General features: G+C 53.7%; 14 protein-coding genes. 6 read left to right on the forward strand and 8 right to left on the reverse strand.

Going from position 1 to position 17,195, the window contains the following annotated elements:
- Nucleotides 1-2 precede the first annotated feature (2 nt).
- Entirely contained in the window at nt 3-194 is a 192-nt protein-coding gene (locus IM267_RS00965) for a YnbE family lipoprotein (RefSeq protein WP_003857369.1), read from the reverse strand.
- The gene (locus IM267_RS00970) at nt 191-2,830 is read right to left on the reverse strand and encodes a YdbH family protein (RefSeq protein WP_193032500.1); all 2,640 of its coding nucleotides are present in this window, start codon (nt 2,828-2,830) and stop codon (nt 191-193) included. The genes IM267_RS00965 and IM267_RS00970 overlap by 4 nt, the downstream gene beginning before the upstream one ends.
- Before the next feature lie 210 nt (nt 2,831-3,040).
- Here IM267_RS00970 and IM267_RS00975 point away from each other — a divergent pair, with 210 nt between their 5' ends.
- Both IM267_RS00975 and IM267_RS00980 read left to right on the forward strand, forming a co-directional pair.
- On the forward strand, nt 3,041-4,030 hold the full coding sequence (locus IM267_RS00975) for a 2-hydroxyacid dehydrogenase (protein ID WP_193032501.1): 990 nt from the start codon (nt 3,041-3,043) through the stop codon (nt 4,028-4,030).
- A gap of 271 nt (nt 4,031-4,301) precedes the next feature.
- Nucleotides 4,302-5,138: an alpha/beta fold hydrolase gene (locus IM267_RS00980; protein ID WP_047050820.1), complete on the forward strand. Its 837-nt coding sequence runs from the start codon at nt 4,302-4,304 to the stop codon at nt 5,136-5,138.
- A 96-nt stretch (nt 5,139-5,234) separates the two neighbouring features.
- Here the strand turns inward: IM267_RS00980 and IM267_RS00985 are convergent, their stop codons facing one another.
- Nucleotides 5,235-5,408, reverse strand: coding sequence for a GnsA/GnsB family addiction module toxin (locus IM267_RS00985; protein WP_193032502.1), 174 nt, complete (start codon nt 5,406-5,408; stop codon nt 5,235-5,237).
- Nucleotides 5,409-5,702: 294 nt separating this feature from the next.
- Complete coding sequence (locus IM267_RS00990) at nt 5,703-5,981, reverse strand: DUF1471 domain-containing protein (RefSeq protein ID WP_063451437.1); 279 nt, start codon at nt 5,979-5,981, stop codon at nt 5,703-5,705.
- A 252-nt stretch (nt 5,982-6,233) separates the two neighbouring features.
- On the opposite strand from IM267_RS00990, the gene IM267_RS00995 reads away from it, so the two are divergent.
- Nucleotides 6,234-6,824 (forward strand): DUF4142 domain-containing protein, encoded by a 591-nt coding sequence (locus tag IM267_RS00995; protein WP_063451438.1) that lies wholly within the window; start codon nt 6,234-6,236, stop codon nt 6,822-6,824.
- 78 nt (nt 6,825-6,902) lie between these two features.
- Here IM267_RS00995 and IM267_RS01000 read toward each other — a convergent pair whose 3' ends face one another.
- Nucleotides 6,903-8,999 (reverse strand): pyrroloquinoline quinone-dependent dehydrogenase, encoded by a 2,097-nt coding sequence (locus IM267_RS01000; RefSeq protein ID WP_131637584.1) that lies wholly within the window; start codon nt 8,997-8,999, stop codon nt 6,903-6,905.
- A 10-nt stretch (nt 9,000-9,009) separates the two neighbouring features.
- A complete protein-coding gene (locus IM267_RS01005; RefSeq protein ID WP_063866809.1) occupies nt 9,010-9,375 on the reverse strand; it encodes a hypothetical protein in 366 nt (121 codons plus the stop codon).
- 379 nt (nt 9,376-9,754) lie between these two features.
- Between IM267_RS01005 and IM267_RS01010 the strand changes: the two genes are divergently transcribed.
- From IM267_RS01010 to IM267_RS01020, 3 genes are all read left to right on the forward strand, one after another.
- Complete coding sequence (locus IM267_RS01010) at nt 9,755-10,165, forward strand: GNAT family N-acetyltransferase (protein WP_107535278.1); 411 nt, start codon at nt 9,755-9,757, stop codon at nt 10,163-10,165.
- A 74-nt stretch (nt 10,166-10,239) separates the two neighbouring features.
- Nucleotides 10,240-11,205 carry a magnesium and cobalt transport protein CorA gene (locus tag IM267_RS01015; protein WP_107535277.1) on the forward strand — a complete coding sequence of 322 codons (966 nt, stop codon included), beginning with the start codon at nt 10,240-10,242 and terminating at the stop codon, nt 11,203-11,205.
- Nucleotides 11,206-11,525: 320 nt separating this feature from the next.
- Nucleotides 11,526-14,834, forward strand: coding sequence for an autotransporter domain-containing protein (locus IM267_RS01020; protein WP_193032503.1), 3,309 nt, complete (start codon nt 11,526-11,528; stop codon nt 14,832-14,834).
- 86 nt (nt 14,835-14,920) lie between these two features.
- On the opposite strand, the gene IM267_RS01025 is transcribed toward IM267_RS01020, so the two are convergent.
- Together IM267_RS01025 and IM267_RS01030 are read right to left on the reverse strand one after the other, a co-directional pair.
- Nucleotides 14,921-15,682: an OBAP family protein gene (locus IM267_RS01025; RefSeq protein ID WP_107535275.1), complete on the reverse strand. Its 762-nt coding sequence runs from the start codon at nt 15,680-15,682 to the stop codon at nt 14,921-14,923.
- 243 nt (nt 15,683-15,925) lie between these two features.
- Complete coding sequence (locus tag IM267_RS01030) at nt 15,926-17,194, reverse strand: Y-family DNA polymerase (RefSeq protein WP_063451446.1); 1,269 nt, start codon at nt 17,192-17,194, stop codon at nt 15,926-15,928.
- Between the last annotated feature and the right edge of the window lies 1 nt (nt 17,195).

Here is a 17,195-nt window from a genome sequence, read left to right on the forward strand (position 1 = left end):
CCTCAGAACAGATCGCTGCGGGACTTCAGCAGGGCTTCAACGTCTTTATCCACTTTGATATGGATTTCATGCTCGATTTTCACGTTCATGTTGATGGTGATCGGCTCCTTGGGCGCCGCCACTTCAATGCGCGGCGTGCAGCCTGACAGCAGCGCGACGACGGCCACGGTGAGTACACCAGCCCTCTTTTTCATCGTTGTTCCTCACTTTCCTTGCCTGTCGCACTGCGGAGAAGGGGTATCGCCGCATGTTGCTCAAACCATGTTTGCAAATTGTCCCCAAAGCGCAGACTGCGCCAGAGGGTAAAAATATTTTCTTCATGGGTGTAATTCAGGTTCACGAAGCTGCTTTTGCCCTCGACGTGGCTGATGCCTTTGATGGCCGCCTGCATGGTCAACACCCCCAGATTATTCACATTGAGCTTCGTCCACGACTGCGAAATTTCCATATAGCGGAGCCAGTTGATCGCCGCCCCGGCAACCACGTTGTCTTTCACAATGGCATCCGCCGTGTCCTGGTCGATGCGCAGCGTCATCGGCCCCGGGTTGGTCAGCCAGCCATCTTTAATGATCCATTTTTCATTGTCCAGCCAGAACGGCAGCGCGCCGCTCACCGGGCCGGACATGGCAAACTGCTTCGGATTTACCGCGCTTATCAGTTCGCTGGAGGAAATATTATCCACGCGCAGCAAAGCCGGATCGTGCTGCGGCATTCTCAGCTGCTGCATGGTGATTTTCCCGCCGAGCGCTTCGACCTTCACGTTGGTGAGCAGGAGCGGGTTTGCTTCGGTCCACGGATAATCGCCCTGGAGATCCGCAGTGATATTTCGGGCCGTGACCAGGTTTTTCACCTCGCTGATACGTAACGTTACCGGCCCCCGCGTGCCCAGCGACCAGGTGCCCTGGCTCAGGCGGAACGGCAGGACAAAGTCAACGCCGTTAATCTCGTTATCCGGCATCCACGCGCTGCCCGCTTTCAGCACCCCGTGCCCACCTGCCTCAAAGCCCTGATCGGGCGCCGCCGAGAAGGCCACCTGAGCGTACATTTCGCCGCCGCGCAGGGTCATTTTCCACTCTGGCGGGATCAGCGGCTGGAACACCGTAAGGGACTGTTTTGGCCACCAGGCCTGACCGCGAAGGCGTTCGCCATCCCAGCGGCCATTTACCCGTACCGGGCCGATGTCGTCCGCGTGAAGATCTCCTTTAAACTGGAACACCGTCGGGTCTGTCCCCTCAACGCTGAAGGTCAATACGGACGGGGGCAGCACGCTTCCGCCCGAGAAGCTCGTTTGCCCGGCATTGAGCGCGAGCGCGCCGCTAAAGCCAGGGTTAGCCGGGTCGCGCGACCAGCGCACCGGGCGATCCAGCACCAGGCGCGGTTTGCTGACCAGCATCGTGCCATACTGCAATTTGTCAAACCCCGTGGAAAGATCCGTCAGCTCAATAACGTTGTCGCGCCACTCCCCGGTTCCCCGGACATCCCAGCGCGCGTTCATCGGCGTGAAGTTCCCTTTCCCCCAGTAGCGCCACTGCCACAGACCATTATCGGGTAAAAAGTCGTTAGCCTGCCCGTCCAGATGCAGTTCAAAATCGCCCATTTCGTTTTCATGCGCCCGCAGAATGGCTTGCAGGCGGCCATCCACGCCCTTTTGGGTCAGCTTCACGCCCGCCAACGGCCAGCGGATCTCATCGATATCCAGCGAGTCAATGATGCGCCCGCGCGAGCGCAATAATGCGCCGGGCTCAAACGTAAGCTGCGGATCGTAAAGGCTGCCGGTCAGTTTCGCCGGGAGTCTGGCATACAGGATCAGATCGTTTTGCTTGGCTTCCCCGCTCAGATGCAGCGGCATCGCGCTGTTTTCCATGCTGAGGGAGCCGGGACCGATATTCAGCACCGCGTTGCCCTTACCCGCATCCCCCTGGGTCAGCACGTTGAGGCGCCCCGTGAAGGTGGCGTTCTCCAGCCCCTGCTGCCAGTTATCCACCTTCAGACCGACGCGTCCGCTCATCGGCATACCGGAGGCTGACAAGTTCCAGCGTCCGTCGCTGATCGTTAGCTGCTGGGCGGTAATCTGCCACGGTAAATCGAGCAGCGGCTCGGGGTTCTCCCGCGCCATCACTACCAGCTGGCCCTGATTGCCCTCCCAGTCCAGATCGGCATCGACCAACGAGGATAACTGTGGCACGTTAAAGGTGGCGACCGTATGCCCCTTCACCGGCACGCCGTCCGGCACCAGCGGCAGGGTAAATTCACCCACCAGCTTCACGGGCTGAGGCTGGTCCGGCAGCTGTATATCGAACTGGCTTACAGAAAGCGTCTGGCCGCGCAGCTGCCCCTTAATACTCACCTGCTCCCCCTTATAGGTGATGTCCTGGCGGGCTGGGGTCAGGGAGGCATGCAGCTCACCTTCCCACTGCTGCCAGGGGGAAAGGGTAAAGCGGTGGATGGTCAGCCAGGTGTTGGGCAGGATGGCCTGCCACTGTGCCAGCGTTTTCGGCGCCACCGTCGAAGGCGCTGATTGCGGTATTTTGCTCAGGCAGACAGAGTTGAGTTCAAGCGCGCCGATATCCAGATCCCAGCGGCTTGGATGTGACAGGGTCACGTTTTCGACGCGGGCAATTTCGCACTCTTCTACCAGATAGCGAAGATCGGGAATAATCAGGGCGTGGCGCGTTAGCCGCGGGCTTTTTTCAAATGCGATGCGCGTTCCAACGGGAAGCCAGATCCCGGCGAGCGTGGGCACCCACTGGGCGAGCGTCATCAGCAGCGTCAGCGGCACGATTAACAGCAGCAGTAATAGCGCGATTGCGGCTTTGTATTTACCCTTCATGGGCAGTTAATATCCTGATTTTGCGAAATAAATAAGCCGTTCTTGCCGCTCATTGTCGCATGTTTAGCCAGTCAGTTGAAGGTTATGCCATTTTTAAGAGTAGATGCTCTACAATAATTCATAGAACTTATTGATTTCAATGAATTTTGAAAAATTGTAAGATAATTTTAAACATGCTAACGTGGTTCCAAAATCACTGGAGAAAGTCTTATGAAACTCGCGGTATATAGCACAAAGCTGTACGACAAAAAGTATCTGCAACATGTTAACGAGACGTACGGTTTCGATCTTGAATTTTTCGACTTTCTGCTGACTGAAAAGACGGCTAAAACCGCCCACGGCTGCGAAGGCGTATGTATCTTCGTTAACGATGATGGTAGCCGACCGGTGCTGGAAGAGTTGAAAAAACAGGGCGTGAAATACATTGCCCTGCGCTGCGCGGGCTTTAACAACGTCGATCTTGATGCCGCCAAAGAGCTGGGCCTGAAGGTCGTGCGCGTCCCGGCCTATTCTCCGGAAGCGGTGGCAGAGCACGCCGTCGGCATGATGATGTCGCTCAACCGTCGTATTCACCGCGCCTATCAGCGTACCCGTGATGCTAACTTCTCTCTGGAAGGGCTGACCGGCTTCACCATGTACGGTAAAACCGCTGGCGTGATCGGTACCGGAAAAATCGGCGTGGCCGCCCTTCGCATCCTGAAAGGTTTCGGCATGCGCCTGCTGGCGTTCGATCCGTACCCAAGCGCCGCTGCGCTGGAGTTGGGGGTGGAGTATGTCGATCTGAAAACGCTTTTCTCCCAGTCGGACGTCATCTCCCTGCACTGCCCGCTGACGCCTGAAAACTATCACCTGCTTAACCAGTCGGCGTTCGACCAGATGAAAGACGGCGTGATGATCATTAACACCAGCCGCGGCGGACTGATCGACTCTCAGGCCGCTATCGAAGCGTTGAAAACGCAAAAAATCGGCGCGTTGGGTATGGACGTGTATGAGAACGAACGGGATCTGTTCTTTGAGGATAAATCTAACGACGTGATCCAGGACGACGTATTCCGTCGCCTGTCGGCCTGCCACAACGTGTTGTTTACCGGACACCAGGCGTTTCTGACCGCCGAAGCGCTGATCAGCATTTCGGAAACCACGCTGGGCAATTTACAGCAGCTTGATAAGGGCGAACCGTGCCCTAACGCGATCGTTTAAGACCTTCAGGCCGGGCGGCGGTGACCTCTGCCCGGCCAATAATAAGCCCATCGGAAAAATAACAGTGCCCCGGCGTGTATAGGGGCTATTTCGTTTGAAATAAATAATGACCCTATAAAATAAACCTATAACTGTTTTCAGGAACCCTTCTACACTTTAAGCGGATATATCGGTAATAAGATTAATATAAGTCAATTTTATTACGTTCTTAAATGCTGGGCTATTTACTTAGCCTTCACACATTTTTGCCATTAGCAGAGGAGTCTGAAATATGGCATTCGTAACAACGAAAGATGGTGTCAGTATTTATTACAAAGACTGGGGTCCGAAAGAGGCGCAGCCTATTGTTTTCCATCACGGCTGGCCGCTGAGCGCCGATGACTGGGATAACCAGATGCTCTTTTTCCTTGCCGAAGGCTTCCGCGTCATCGCCATCGACCGTCGTGGTCATGGTCGTTCCGATCAGGTGAGTGAAGGTCACGATATGGATCATTATGCCTCCGACGCATCGGCCGTGGTTGAAAGCCTCGATCTGCGTAATGCCGTGCACGTCGGCCACTCCACCGGCGGAGGTCAGGTCGCCAGATACGTGGCGAAGTACGGTCAGCCTCAGGGGCGAGTGGCCAAAGCGGTACTGGTTAGCGCCGTTCCACCGCTGATGGTTAAAACCGACGCTAACCCCGGCGGAACGCCCATTGAGGTGTTCGACGGCTTCCGCCAGGCGCTGGCAGCTAACCGCGCCCAGTTTTACCTCGACGTCGCCAGCGGTCCGTTCTATGGATTTAACCGGGACGGAGCAGACGTTTCGCAGGGCACGATCCAGAACTGGTGGCGTCAGGGTATGATCGGTAGCGCCAAAGCCCACTATGAAGGCATTAAGGCGTTTTCAGAGACCGACCAGACGGACGATCTCAAAGCCATCACGGTTCCTGTCCTTGTGTTGCAGGGTGACGACGATCAGGTCGTACCGTATAAAAATGCCGCCCTTCTACAGGACAAGCTGCTCGCAAACAGCGAACTTAAAATTTATCCAGGCTTCCCGCACGGGATGCATACCACGCATGCCGATACCATAAACGCCGATATCCTGGCATTTATTCGCTCATAAAGACGATGATTCTCCATAAAAAACCGGGCGCTATGCCCGGTTCTCTTTCACGGTTATAGAAAAGGCCACATGAGCGACCATTTCAGGAAAAGACGATTACAGGAGTTTGATTTTAACCTCATACCCCTCAAGGCCTGTCATGGCCTTACGCGCAGTAAACTCAATTTCAGACACTTCCTGCCCTGTTTTTTTTCGTAGCTCTGCAATTTTTTTGGCTATAAGCGCTGAAATTTCTTCTTCTGCCTTTTGCGTCATTGCGTCAACTTTCATGTTTACCTCTTGCGACCGTTTACTGTTTCCATTTTCTAACTGGCTTTTACCATAAGCTTATGTAAAGCGTAGACTATCTGCGTTACGTCTGCTGCCTTCACCTCCAGGTGAGCCTTGCATTTAAAATATGCATTTAGATTGCATTATTTCTTCAAGGTGTTATTGTCCCAACGCCTTAGAGCACATAAACATAAGAAAAGATTTGACTCAAACTCGCCCCGCATCAGGGGCATTTTTTTGGGAGTAAATAAGCAAAAACCCGCCATAAGCGGGTTTGCGTGTTAATCGTAAAGATTATTTGAAAACTTCCGCTACGGCCTGGAAGTTCGGGCCATGCTCACGAGCAGCAATGATGACGTAGTATTTCCCGCCCTTCTCGTCTGCCAGTTTTGAGAGTTTTTCATGAAGATCTGAAGGTGAAGAAATTTGTCCACCAGAAGCCCCTACAGATACGTTACCCAGATATTCCAGTTTGAAGTGGTGCGCTTCATCCTTGGAAATCATATCTGCCGCAGATGCGCCAAAGCTTGCTACCGTTAAAGCCAATACAGTCCCTAATAGTGCTTTTTTCATATCATTCCTCCTGTTGATGAATCTATATATTTAACATTAGCACCAAATATGTAAATGATCCGTATCAATTTTGTAGATGGAATGAGCGATAAGAAGCGCGCCATTGATCATGATTACCGGCCATCGCTGACGCGTAAACTGCGGGCGCAGCAGGTTCATCTACTATACTGACCGGGGTAGTTATCACTTATCTGCCCGGTTGCGCATAAAGCAACTCAAACTCACCTGTACCATGACCATCAGGAGAACAATATGCACACGAGTAAAACCCTGAAAAGGCTGCTAGCCGTATCAGCAGTTGCAGCAATGTTCAGCACCGTTGGCGTACACGCTCAGACGACAGGCGCCGCGCAGACTAGCGCTGCGGGCCAGGCTCAATCAGACGCCAAACTCAGCGCCGACGACGAAAATGCGTTGAAGGACATGGCGCAGGCAAATATCAACGAAGTTGCCGCCGCCAGGCTCGCCCTCGACAAGGCTCAAACCAGCGACGTGAAAACATTCGCCCAGAAAATGGTCGACGATCACGGCGCCGCCCTGACCAAAGTCCAGGCCGTGGCCCAGAAAAAGGGCGTAGAGCTGCCGACCGAGCCCGACGCCGCGCATAAGGCCCTGACGTCGAGGCTGGAAAACCAGCGCGGTGACGCCTTTGACAAGATGTATATGGAATACGCCGGTGTGAAAGACCACCAGAACGTGCTGTCGAAGCTACAGAGCGACGCCAGTAAAATCAGCGATCCGGATGTGAAGGCCCTGGCCAATGAGCACACTCCGGTCGTTGAGCAGCACCTGAAGTCCGCAGAGCAGATGTCCACGCGCGCCGGGGCATCAGCCGATAAATAAGCGCGCCGGTAAAACGGCAGAGGCAAAATAAAGTGGGGCCCGCAGGCCCCACGCTTATTTCCCCCTTCCCGGGCAACACTATTCAGGCAGCGCGTAAACCACTACCTGGTCTCCTACCTGGTCCTTCAGGATCGTGTTTCCGCCCGCCACGAATGCCACGTACTGGCGGCCTTTATATTCATAGACGGACGGGTTCGCTACCGCCGGGGCTTCTGCCTGATCGGACCACAGCTCTTCACCGGTTTCCACCGAGTAGGCGCGCACTTTGGCATCCATAGAGGCACCGATGAAGATCACGCCGCCCGCCGTCACGGCCGGGCCACCAATGGTAGGCGAACCCCAGCTTTCCGGCATGAAGAAGCCATACTGCTGGGAGGCGCCAACCGGACGACGCCATTTCACATCGCCCGTGTGCATATCCAGCGCCACGATTTCGCCAAACGGCGGCTTCCAGCACGGCATGCCCAGCCAGTTGCTCGCCACCAGCAGACGCATGCCGTACGGGGCGCCTTCCTGTGGGGCAAAACCGCTTTCGTTGCCGGAGTCTTTGTCTGCGTTATCGTAATCTTCACGGCTGTAAAGCTTCACGTACTGGACGATATGCGAAGTATTGACGATGGCGATCTGTTTTTGCGGATCGAACGCCACCCCGCCCCACTGCACGCCGCCGGCGCTATCGGGATAGGTGAGCGTGCCTTCGCCTTTGGTGGTCGGCGGGGTGTACATTCCCTCATAGGTCAGGTTATCCCACAGGCGGGAACACTGGCCGCCACCGACGATATCCGCCAGCTTCCAGATTTCCGGCTTTTTCGACTGGTCGAGCAGCGGCGCAGGTTTGGTCGGGAACGGCTGCGTAGGCGAGAGCACTTCGCCCTGCACCGAACCATCGCCCTGCGGAACCGGACGCTCTTCGATAGGCCATACGTCCTCTCCCGTCAGGCGGTTAACCACAAACAGGAAGCCCTGCTTGGTGGCCTGAACCAGCGCCGGGATCTGTTTGCCGTCTACGGTGATATCCATCAGCGTTGGCGCGGAGTTGATGTCGTAGTCCCAGACGTCGTGGTGTACCCACTGGCGAGACCAGACCACTTTACCGGTGTTGATGTCCAGCGCGGTGGTGGAGGTGCCAAGCGGAATAGCGTCGACGCGGTTACCGCCCCAGTAGTTGGGAGACGGAGACGAGACCGGGAGATAGACCAGGCCGTTGGCCTCATCGGCAGACATGTGCGTCCAGACGTTGGCCGTACCGGTACGCTTGCGGATCTCTTCCGGGATCGCGTCAAAGGTCCATTCACGCTCGCCGGTCTGGGCGTTGAATGAAAATACGGTACCAGGAGGCGCTTCGGCATAGGCCCAGTCTTTCCCGGCCCAGCCTACCAGCAGATGGTTGCCGACGACGGTTGGCGGTTGCAGGACTGAGAGCGGATACTTGGCGTTAACGGTGTTCCACTGGTTCAGATCCAGCACGCCGTTGTCCGCAAAGCCGCTGCACGGTTTGCCTGAATCGGCGTCCAGCGCAAAGAGCTTGCCGTCAACGGTACCCATATAGACGATTTTCTGGCATGCCTGACCGTTCACCGGTTGTTTTGCCTGCCAGTAGGAAACGCCGCGGTTTTTAAGCACCGGCTGGGTCAGCGCCTTGCGCGACGATTTGGTGTCATAGTGCCACTTCTCTTTACCCGTGCCCGGATCCAGCGCAATCAGGCGATCGAAAGGGGTGCCGATATAGAGCGTGTCATTAGCGAAAATGGGCGTTGCGGACCATACGGTCGCCGGCGTATCGCCTTTGCCATCCGAGACGTCGCCGGTATGGAACTCCCACACTTTCGTTAATTTACCGACGTTATCCGCCGTGATCTGGGTTAATGGGCTGTATTTCTGCGCGTTAAGCTGCCCATGGAAGCTGTCCCAGGTGGCGGTGCCGGGCACCAGCGGCGTTGCTGGCTGGCTCGCCGAGGCGACTTTTTGCCCGCCACCGTTGCCGGTTGAGGCATCGTCTGTGGTTTTTGTGGTCCCGGGTGCCTGCTGATCGGCGGCATCAATGTTGAGCGAGTCCTGGGTCCCCTGAGAGGCCTCAGCGGCTTTATCCTGCGCCTGAAGCGCGAACGGAGCGACCAGCAGCGCCAGCGCCGTCATACCGACTTTTATGAAGGGATAATGCTTATCGTTATGCACGGGCGGCTCCTCAGGTTCGGACGGAATGTTTGTAACGGGCGGAATTGCTGCTCAGCATAATCAGACCGATCAGGCCGACCACCATGGCTGCCGTTATGATGTACTGGTGCAGCAGCGCGGCGGCAAAACCAATACCCACTAACACGACCAGGGTGATAATCATCATGAAAACACGCGCCCCGCGCCCCGATGCCGCACGTAACATAAAGGTCAGTATCGCCAGCACCGCGCTGGCAATGGCCACGCCCAGTGCGCCAATGGTGCCTGTGACGCCGGTGAGCGGCGTCCACCAGGCGTATAGCGCCACCGCGAAGCCTATTATCGCGGCCAGCAGCAGCAAAATACTGCCGACGCGCGAAGATTGAGAATGCAACATACCAGGGATCCCCCTCTAAAAAATGCAAAATGGACCAACGTAAGGCGTTTTCGTGGATATATGCCCCTGCGGTTCGCGCGTGCAATCGCTATTAAAACAATGCGGCGTGAAGAACGGCGGCATATTTCACTAAACGTTACTGAGTATAGAAGAGGATTTTTTTAAGGGACGTTTATCCGACGCGTGAACATGGCCTCCTGAGTATTTGCAGGGTGTTTTCCGCGGCTGGCACAAAGTGGACAGGCTCATGCTGAAGGTCCGCTATGAGCGGGAAGCGGAGCATCAGTCGCGATATGTTGTCATTATTCCGGTTGGCAGACTTTATTAAGGCATGACTTGTGTTAATTTCAATTATCCCTGCTACTGCTTAGGTTAAATTATGCAATCAAACTATGAAGTAATTGAAACAGTACCTCTTCCAGAAGATTTTTGCCGTTTACGCATCATCGCCGGATTGACTCCCCGACCACTTGAATTGGCAAAACGCGCACTTCCTGCAAGCTGTTATGGAGTACACATTGTGTGTGCCGGAAATGCTGTAGGGATGGGGCGTATTGTTGGCGATGGTGCCCTGAACTTCGAGATCGTTGATATTGCTGTTGACCCGGAGCATCAGGGAAAAGGTTTGGGACGAGAAATCATGCAAAATTTAATGTTATGGTTTGAACAGCATGTGCCCGCCGGTGCCTATATTACCCTGATAGCCGATGTTCCCGCGCTATATGAAAAGTTCGGTTTTAAGAACGTTCGGCCTGAAAGCGAAGGCATGGCTCTGATTTGGGGACACTAGTAGTCATCCCCATTTGGAAATTTAACGGAAATGGTTAAGCTTTTTAGAAACATGCTTAAGGGATAGCCAAAAAAATGATTGTTAACTGTATGGTCTACCGTTCAGGCCGCCCCGCCGAAACCGTGGATATCGAGGATATCAGCGAAATCATCCAGGATACCGATGCGTTTATCTGGCTGGGGCTTTGGCAGCCTGAACCGGCGTTTATGTATAAAGTCCAGGAGGAGTTCGGTCTGCACGATCTGGCCGTTGAGGATGCGCTTAACGCGCATCAGCGGCCTAAGATAGAGCGTTATGGCAGCTCGGCATTTATCGTTGTAAAGACCGTCAGTGGACAGGGTGACAACATTGAGTTTGGCGAAACGCATTTATTTGTGGGGCGAAACTTTCTTGTTACGGTGCGCCACGGTGCTTCAGAGAGCTATGCGCCTATACGCGCCCGTGCTGCTGACGCCCCGGACATGCTTTCGTACGGTCCGGCGTATCCGCTTTACTGTATTCTGGATTTCATTGTTGACAGTTATGCAGAGCTGACTGCACGCCTCAACACCAAAATTGGTGATATAGAAGCGACACTTTTTCACAGTGAATTTGACCGTGAAGCTATTCAGGACGTGTATTCCCTCCGCCGTAATCTGCTCGGGCTTCGCAACGCCGCTCAGCCAGTAGAAGAAATCTGTACCGAGCTTATCCGCATACATGAAGAACTTATTCCAAAACCCCTCAGGGCGTATTTCAGAGATATTCAGGATCACGCAAGCCATGTAGTCACGGATGTAAATGACATGCGTGAACTGCTTAGCAGCGCGATGCACGTTAACCTGGCACTGGTTTCAGTGCAGCAAAACGAAGTTGTGAAGAAACTGGCCGGCTGGGGGGCCATACTCGTGATCCCGACGGTAGTCTTCAGCATGTATGGTATGAACTTCGACAATATGCCGGAACTGAAGACGCTCTATGGCTATCCGGCTACGATCGCTGTCACGCTGGGCGCCTGTGTATTACTGTGGCTACGACTTAAACGCTCTCGCTGGCTTTAATTGATAAGCCGTCCGATCGTTTTTGGTGCCGTGGAGTAACGTAAAGCCTCACGCTTATGTCGATTATGCCACGGCACCAGACCCTATCCGTTAATTCCCCTGCATATGTCGGTACATTCCTGTTCATTGAGATCCGGGTTCGCCCGCTCCATCGTTTATAAAATCCTGAAAAACGAGGCTATCACAGGGCAAGTTCACTCGTTATTCTAAATTATCAAGCCGCATCGATAATTATTATATTCGTTTATGATTTATTGAGCTCAGGTGTGAATTTATATTGAGGAACGTAAGCAATACTTTTTTAGACAAGGATGATTAATATGAAAAGGGTTTTTATGACGGCTGCATTAACGGGTTTATTTGTCAGTAATAACCTGTATGCAGGCGAAAGCTATCTGGTCTATAACCCACACAATATTGCGGTATTTGAAGTGCGTTTCTTTAATGTTGGCGACGGCCCCTTTATGCCGGACTGGCCGAATGCGTCTGAGTCAACCTGGGATCTTGGCCAGCAGCAAAAAGAAAAAATACTTGATGCCATGCGTTACTGGGCTGAGGTTATTACCCCCAGCCCAGGGCAACTGCCCGCCATTATCAATGTGGGGACGTTTAACGATGAGAATGCCGCAGGTTCCAGCGATTCAGTTACCGACGGCATCATGAGTCTGACGCAGTTGCAGGGAGCATTGAACGGCATTGATACCGGAGAGCTGACCTTTGGCTCCCATGCCCAGTTCATCATGGGCAAACTGGATTTTGATAACGTTCCCTATGTGCCTGCGCAGCTGCCGCGCACTGGAAAGGCCGATCTGGTCAGCGTCGCTGTCCATGAGCTGGCCCATGGCCTGGGAATATCCAATATGGTTACCGATCTGCGAGGCAGTGGGACATTCACGCCCGCTTTTGATACCGTGCCTTTTGGCTCCTGGACCAGCCATCTGCGTGATGACCGTGGCAATCCTGCCCGACCAGGGCAGGTAATATTGTGTAATGGATGCAATAACACCTGGGATCCACAAGGCTTTGATGTACGGCGCGATAAAGGCTATTTCACCGGCAGGCACGTGGATGAAGTACTTGCAGGCGCCATGCCTGGCGTACCGGTGAAAATGTTAGCAGACGACGGTTCCGTCGATGATAACTACATGAGCCATATCGAGCTGAAAAACAGCATGATGAGCCATCAGAACTACCGCAATTACACAACGTTTATGGAAGCGGAACTGGCATTGCTGCAAGATATGGGATATCAGATTGACCGTCGTAACTTTTTCGGTTTTTCGCTGTATGGCAACGGGCAAACTCTCATTAACCGCAATGGTTATTTTCTGCGTAATCAGCAGGCGGATGGCTATCTGGCGGGGCAATATAATACCGCTAATCTGGGGGTTGGCCTGCATGTGTATGGCAGTAATAACCATATCTTTCAACAAGCGGACCTGTTGACATCAGGGAGTGGCGGCGCGGGCATCCGTATAGATGGGCAAAATAACACCCTGAGCATTGAACCCGGAGTACGGGTGTATGCCGATGGCGAAAATGGCCGTGGGGTGATGTTTGCCTACGGTAAACAGCACAACCTTATTCAACGTGGCGACGTTCAGGCACTGGGAGCCCGTGGCGTCGCTATCAGTTTTGATTTTGGCAATAACCTCCTGGGTAACGACGTGGATTATCGTGGATCCTGGCTTCATATCGTGGACGGCTATTACGATGCGTTATTACCCGAGTTGCAGGGAGCGCTGGTAGATAATGCCGACATCAGCGGACGGGTTGCCGGTAAAGGCGCGGCGATTTATATTTCACCGAACGCGCTGGTCGGTAATATAAATATATTAACGGGTGCCCGGCTGGAAGGTGATATTTATTCGGACTACGCCCAGCGGGATGACGATGGCCAACAGCGGTTAACACAGCTTTCCTTCGGTCGGAAGGCCAATGTGTATGGCCAAGCGACGGAAGCTGCTGATGCTGATTTCAGCTTTACTTACTGCGGAAACATTGAAGGTATCAATAATCTGGCTCTGGACGCGCACGGAGGGAAAACCTCGCTTAATGGCGATTTTCAGATTTACAGCATGACTATCGCGCCAGGTGCCAGCCTGTCCGGCAACGCCAGCTACACGCTTAATGAGGAAGGCCGCTTTGTAAATAACGGGATCCTTGCGCCGGGTAATTCCCTTGGGCAAATCACTATATCCGGTGCTTATCAACAGGGTGATACCGGACAGTTGTTGTTGGAAGTCGACGGACGCGGCAGACATGATACTCTGCGAGTGAACGGCCACGCACAATTTGACGGTCAACTGACGTTTGCGCCGCAGCCGGACTGGTACGCCACAAACTGGCGTCTGAATACGCAAGATTTGCTAAAAACAGACTCTTCCGGCGGCAATTTCAGTGCCGTGAACAGCGTGCTCCGCTCACCCACGCTAACGCTGCAAACCACGCCTCAGGGAAAGAATGGCTGGCAGCTCTCAATGCTGCGCGCTTCAAACGCATACAGCCGGTATGCGCAGGACGCTAATGCGCGGCAGGTAGGGCAAGCACTGGATAAAATTGTGGCAGAAGCTAAGTCGGATATTCAACCGCTGTACCGTACTCTGGATTTCTCCGCCACTGATGGCAGGAGTATCAGCAATGCCTTGCCGCAACTTTCTGCGGGCGCCTACAGCGCCATGTTCGCAAGTTCCCTTCACCGTGAACAACAGATAGCGCGGATCGTTGGCGGGCCGAATCCTGTGGCTATGCCGAAGCAACTGGCGGCAGGCGAATGGCGCAGCTTTGCTATCCCCTTTGGCGGCGGCTTCTGGCAACAACGTCAGGGTGACAGTGTAGGGTATGACGCCAGCAGTTATGGCATTGTATTCGGTGCTGAAAAACAAAACGATCAGAATCTCAACTGGATTTATGGCTTCCATGGTGCGGTCAGCGGCCAGTCGGTGACGGTGAAATCACCGGAAACCGCAACCGGAAAAACCACTGCTTTCGATCTGGGTATTCATGCTCGTTACGGCGCCGAAAGGTCCGAAGGAATGTATTTATTCGGCACTGGCCGATTGGGTATTGAAGACAGCTGGCTGGACAGAAACATTCATGTAGAAACTTACGGAGCAAGCCACCATGCCACCTGGACCGGATTGTCAGGCTCTGTTTCGGCCGGCGGGGGCTATCGATGGGCGCTAAATAATAATGTGAACGCCGGACCGGTAACTTCATTGAATTACACCACATTACATCGTCCCGGCGTGAAGGAAAGCGGCAATGACGGCAGCCGACTGATGCTGGGTTCGCAGACCTTCGATTCTCTGAGATCAAGTATCGGGGTGAATAGTAACTGGAATGTCCCCCTCGCTTCAGGGGCGTCGATAGCAGCTGAGTTGCAGCTTACCTGGGATCATGAACTGCTTGATGGCAACGTAGTGCAACACGCCTCTTTCGCCAACTATCGAAGCTCAGGGTTTAGTACCCGGAATCAGGTGACTGGCCGTGACGCTCTGGGCGTTAAGGCGGGTATGAGCTATAAAATCAACGCTGATGTCGAATTGGGCATCGGGGTTGAAAGCGAAATGTTTCGTTCTGGCTATGACTCGATCGCAGGTAATCTTTCAGCCACCTGGCGTTTCTGATGTCTGAGGACGAGAAAATAACAGGGCTGGTAATTTAACTCACCGTATCCCCGGCGTTGCCGGGGTATTTTTGAAGGTTTTTGATATCAGAAATGGCTTGTGTCTCCCTGGCCATGCTCACCTGAGCCTTCAACCCGCTTAAGCTGGATCTCTTCACCACGTTGCCAGGCATCAGCTCCCTTAGCAACGGGATGCGCCACAATACCCTCACGTTCTTGTTTGATGGCTTGCGTGCTCACGTCAAAGCGTCGATCTCTGTCCGCCAGGAGTTTGGGGTCTAACTGCCCTTCCCCGGTAAAGCCCATCATCAGAGCCGGAATGCCGAGCGGCAGCTTTTTATCGCGGTCGGTATGCCAGGTATGCCAGGTCTTCCCGTAGGTGTTCACAATTTTGCTCATCAATGCTTTGTCAGCCACTGCCGGTAAGCCGGGAGCAATCAGACTGCCGGATTTCACTTCATATTGATGGCTGTGCCACAATTTTTTTTCTTCCGGCGGTAGTGTGTTAAACAAACGCTCACTAATGATGTACTCAACGCCCATTAAACGGGCATCTTTGGTGTTTCCGTCATAGATCACCGCCTGCATCACGTCTTCATTCAAGACGGTTACATAATGATGGGCTTCCATCTGGCCATTTTTATCCCCGCTATAAAAATGGAAACCGTCCAGGTAGGCACTCATTGCATCAATGGGCGGACGGGACTGGATAAGCTGCGCACCGGCTTCAAGCGTGCTCGTCCCGACGGAGGTTTTTACACCCGGAACAGGCGTATTTGAAGGGGTGTTGTTCGCGCCGCAACCCACTAAAGTCAGGCTCGACAATAATAAAAGCGATAATGGTTTCATTGACCCTCCCTGTAAAAGTCACTTTACTGAAAGTAGTACATTAGCGCAGACACGCCAGGCGAATTTTTATTAAACCACCGGGCAAACTGGCGTACCTTCCGTTTAAACTGATTTTCTGAAATAAATAATGTAGAGCTGTCAGTTACCCTACGAAAATAAACATCATGCGTCATCTGTTCAGGAATGCATCAACGGCGTTCTGTTGTGAATGTCCTTTTATTGGCACAAAACAGCCGTTAACATTCATCGAATCCTCAGTAAATCTGAATAGCGGGTCGTGTACCGCGGCGAAAGCATTTCACGCTTCATCTGCCATTGCTGCTGTATGCCCTGCCCGGCAAAGTAAAGCGTTCCCTTTCCATCTTTCGCGTTCAGGCGATCCAGCACTTCCATCAACTTTTCACTTCCGGCACGCGGCGCGCTGTTGTCAAACAAATTGAGCTGGGCAACCCCCTGGCTGAAGAAGTCTCCGAGCATAATGCCGGCTTTCTGGTAGCGGTGCCCCTCCTTCCAGATTTTGTCGAGGCACTTTACCGCAGCGCTGATAATGTCGCGGGAGTCCTGAGTGGGCGTGAGAAGCGTCATTGAGGCACTGTTGCCGTAATAGGGTTCGTTCAGCGCGAATGGGGAGGTCTTTACGAACGCCGAGATAAAGCGGCAATACTGGTGCTCGCCGCGTAACTTCTCAGCGCCACGGGCCGCATAGCTGCATATAGCCTGACGCACCTGCTCATATTCTGACACGCGTTCACCGAATGACCGGCTACAGACGATCTCCTGCTTTGCCGGTGCAAACTCTTCCAGGTCGAGGCACGGCTCGCCGCGCAGCTCCCGGACCGTTCGCTCCAGCACCACATTGAAGTGCTTGCGGATAATCCATGTGCTCTGCTCTGAGAGATCCAGCGCCGTTTTGATGCCCATCGCGTTGAGCTTCTTGCTGATGCGCCTGCCCACGCCCCACACGTCCTCTACAGGCACGATAGCCAACAGCCGGCGCTGGCGGTCGATATTGGATAAGTCAACTACCCCACCCGTCTGCTGCTGCCATTTCTTCGCCGCGTGATTTGCCAGCTTCGCCAGCGTCTTCGTCTGGGCTATACCCACGCCGATCCTCAGGTGCGTACGCTTCAAAACCGTTTCGCGGATCTCCTTGCCAAAATCAGTCAGGTCCCGGCAGTTTCGAACCCCGGTGAGGTCACAAAAGGCTTCGTCAATGGAATATATTTCGACGCGCGGGCTTATTTCTTCCAGCGTGGTCATAACCCGGCTGGACATGTCAGCGTAAAGTTCATAGTTACTGCTGAAGCAAACCACGCCGGCGCGCCGGAACAGGTCTTTCTGCTTAAAGTATGGCGCCCCCATAGTAACGCCAGCGGCTTTGGCCTCTGCGCTGCGCGCTATCACGCAACCGTCGTTATTTGAGAGGACAACCACCGGTCGACCTCTCAAATCTGGCCTGAATACCGTCTCGCATGATGCATAGAATGAATTCACATCACAGAGCGCAAACATA

The organism is Enterobacter cloacae complex sp. P15RS, assembly GCF_014895905.1.
Lineage (GTDB): Bacteria > Pseudomonadota > Gammaproteobacteria > Enterobacterales > Enterobacteriaceae > Enterobacter > Enterobacter quasihormaechei.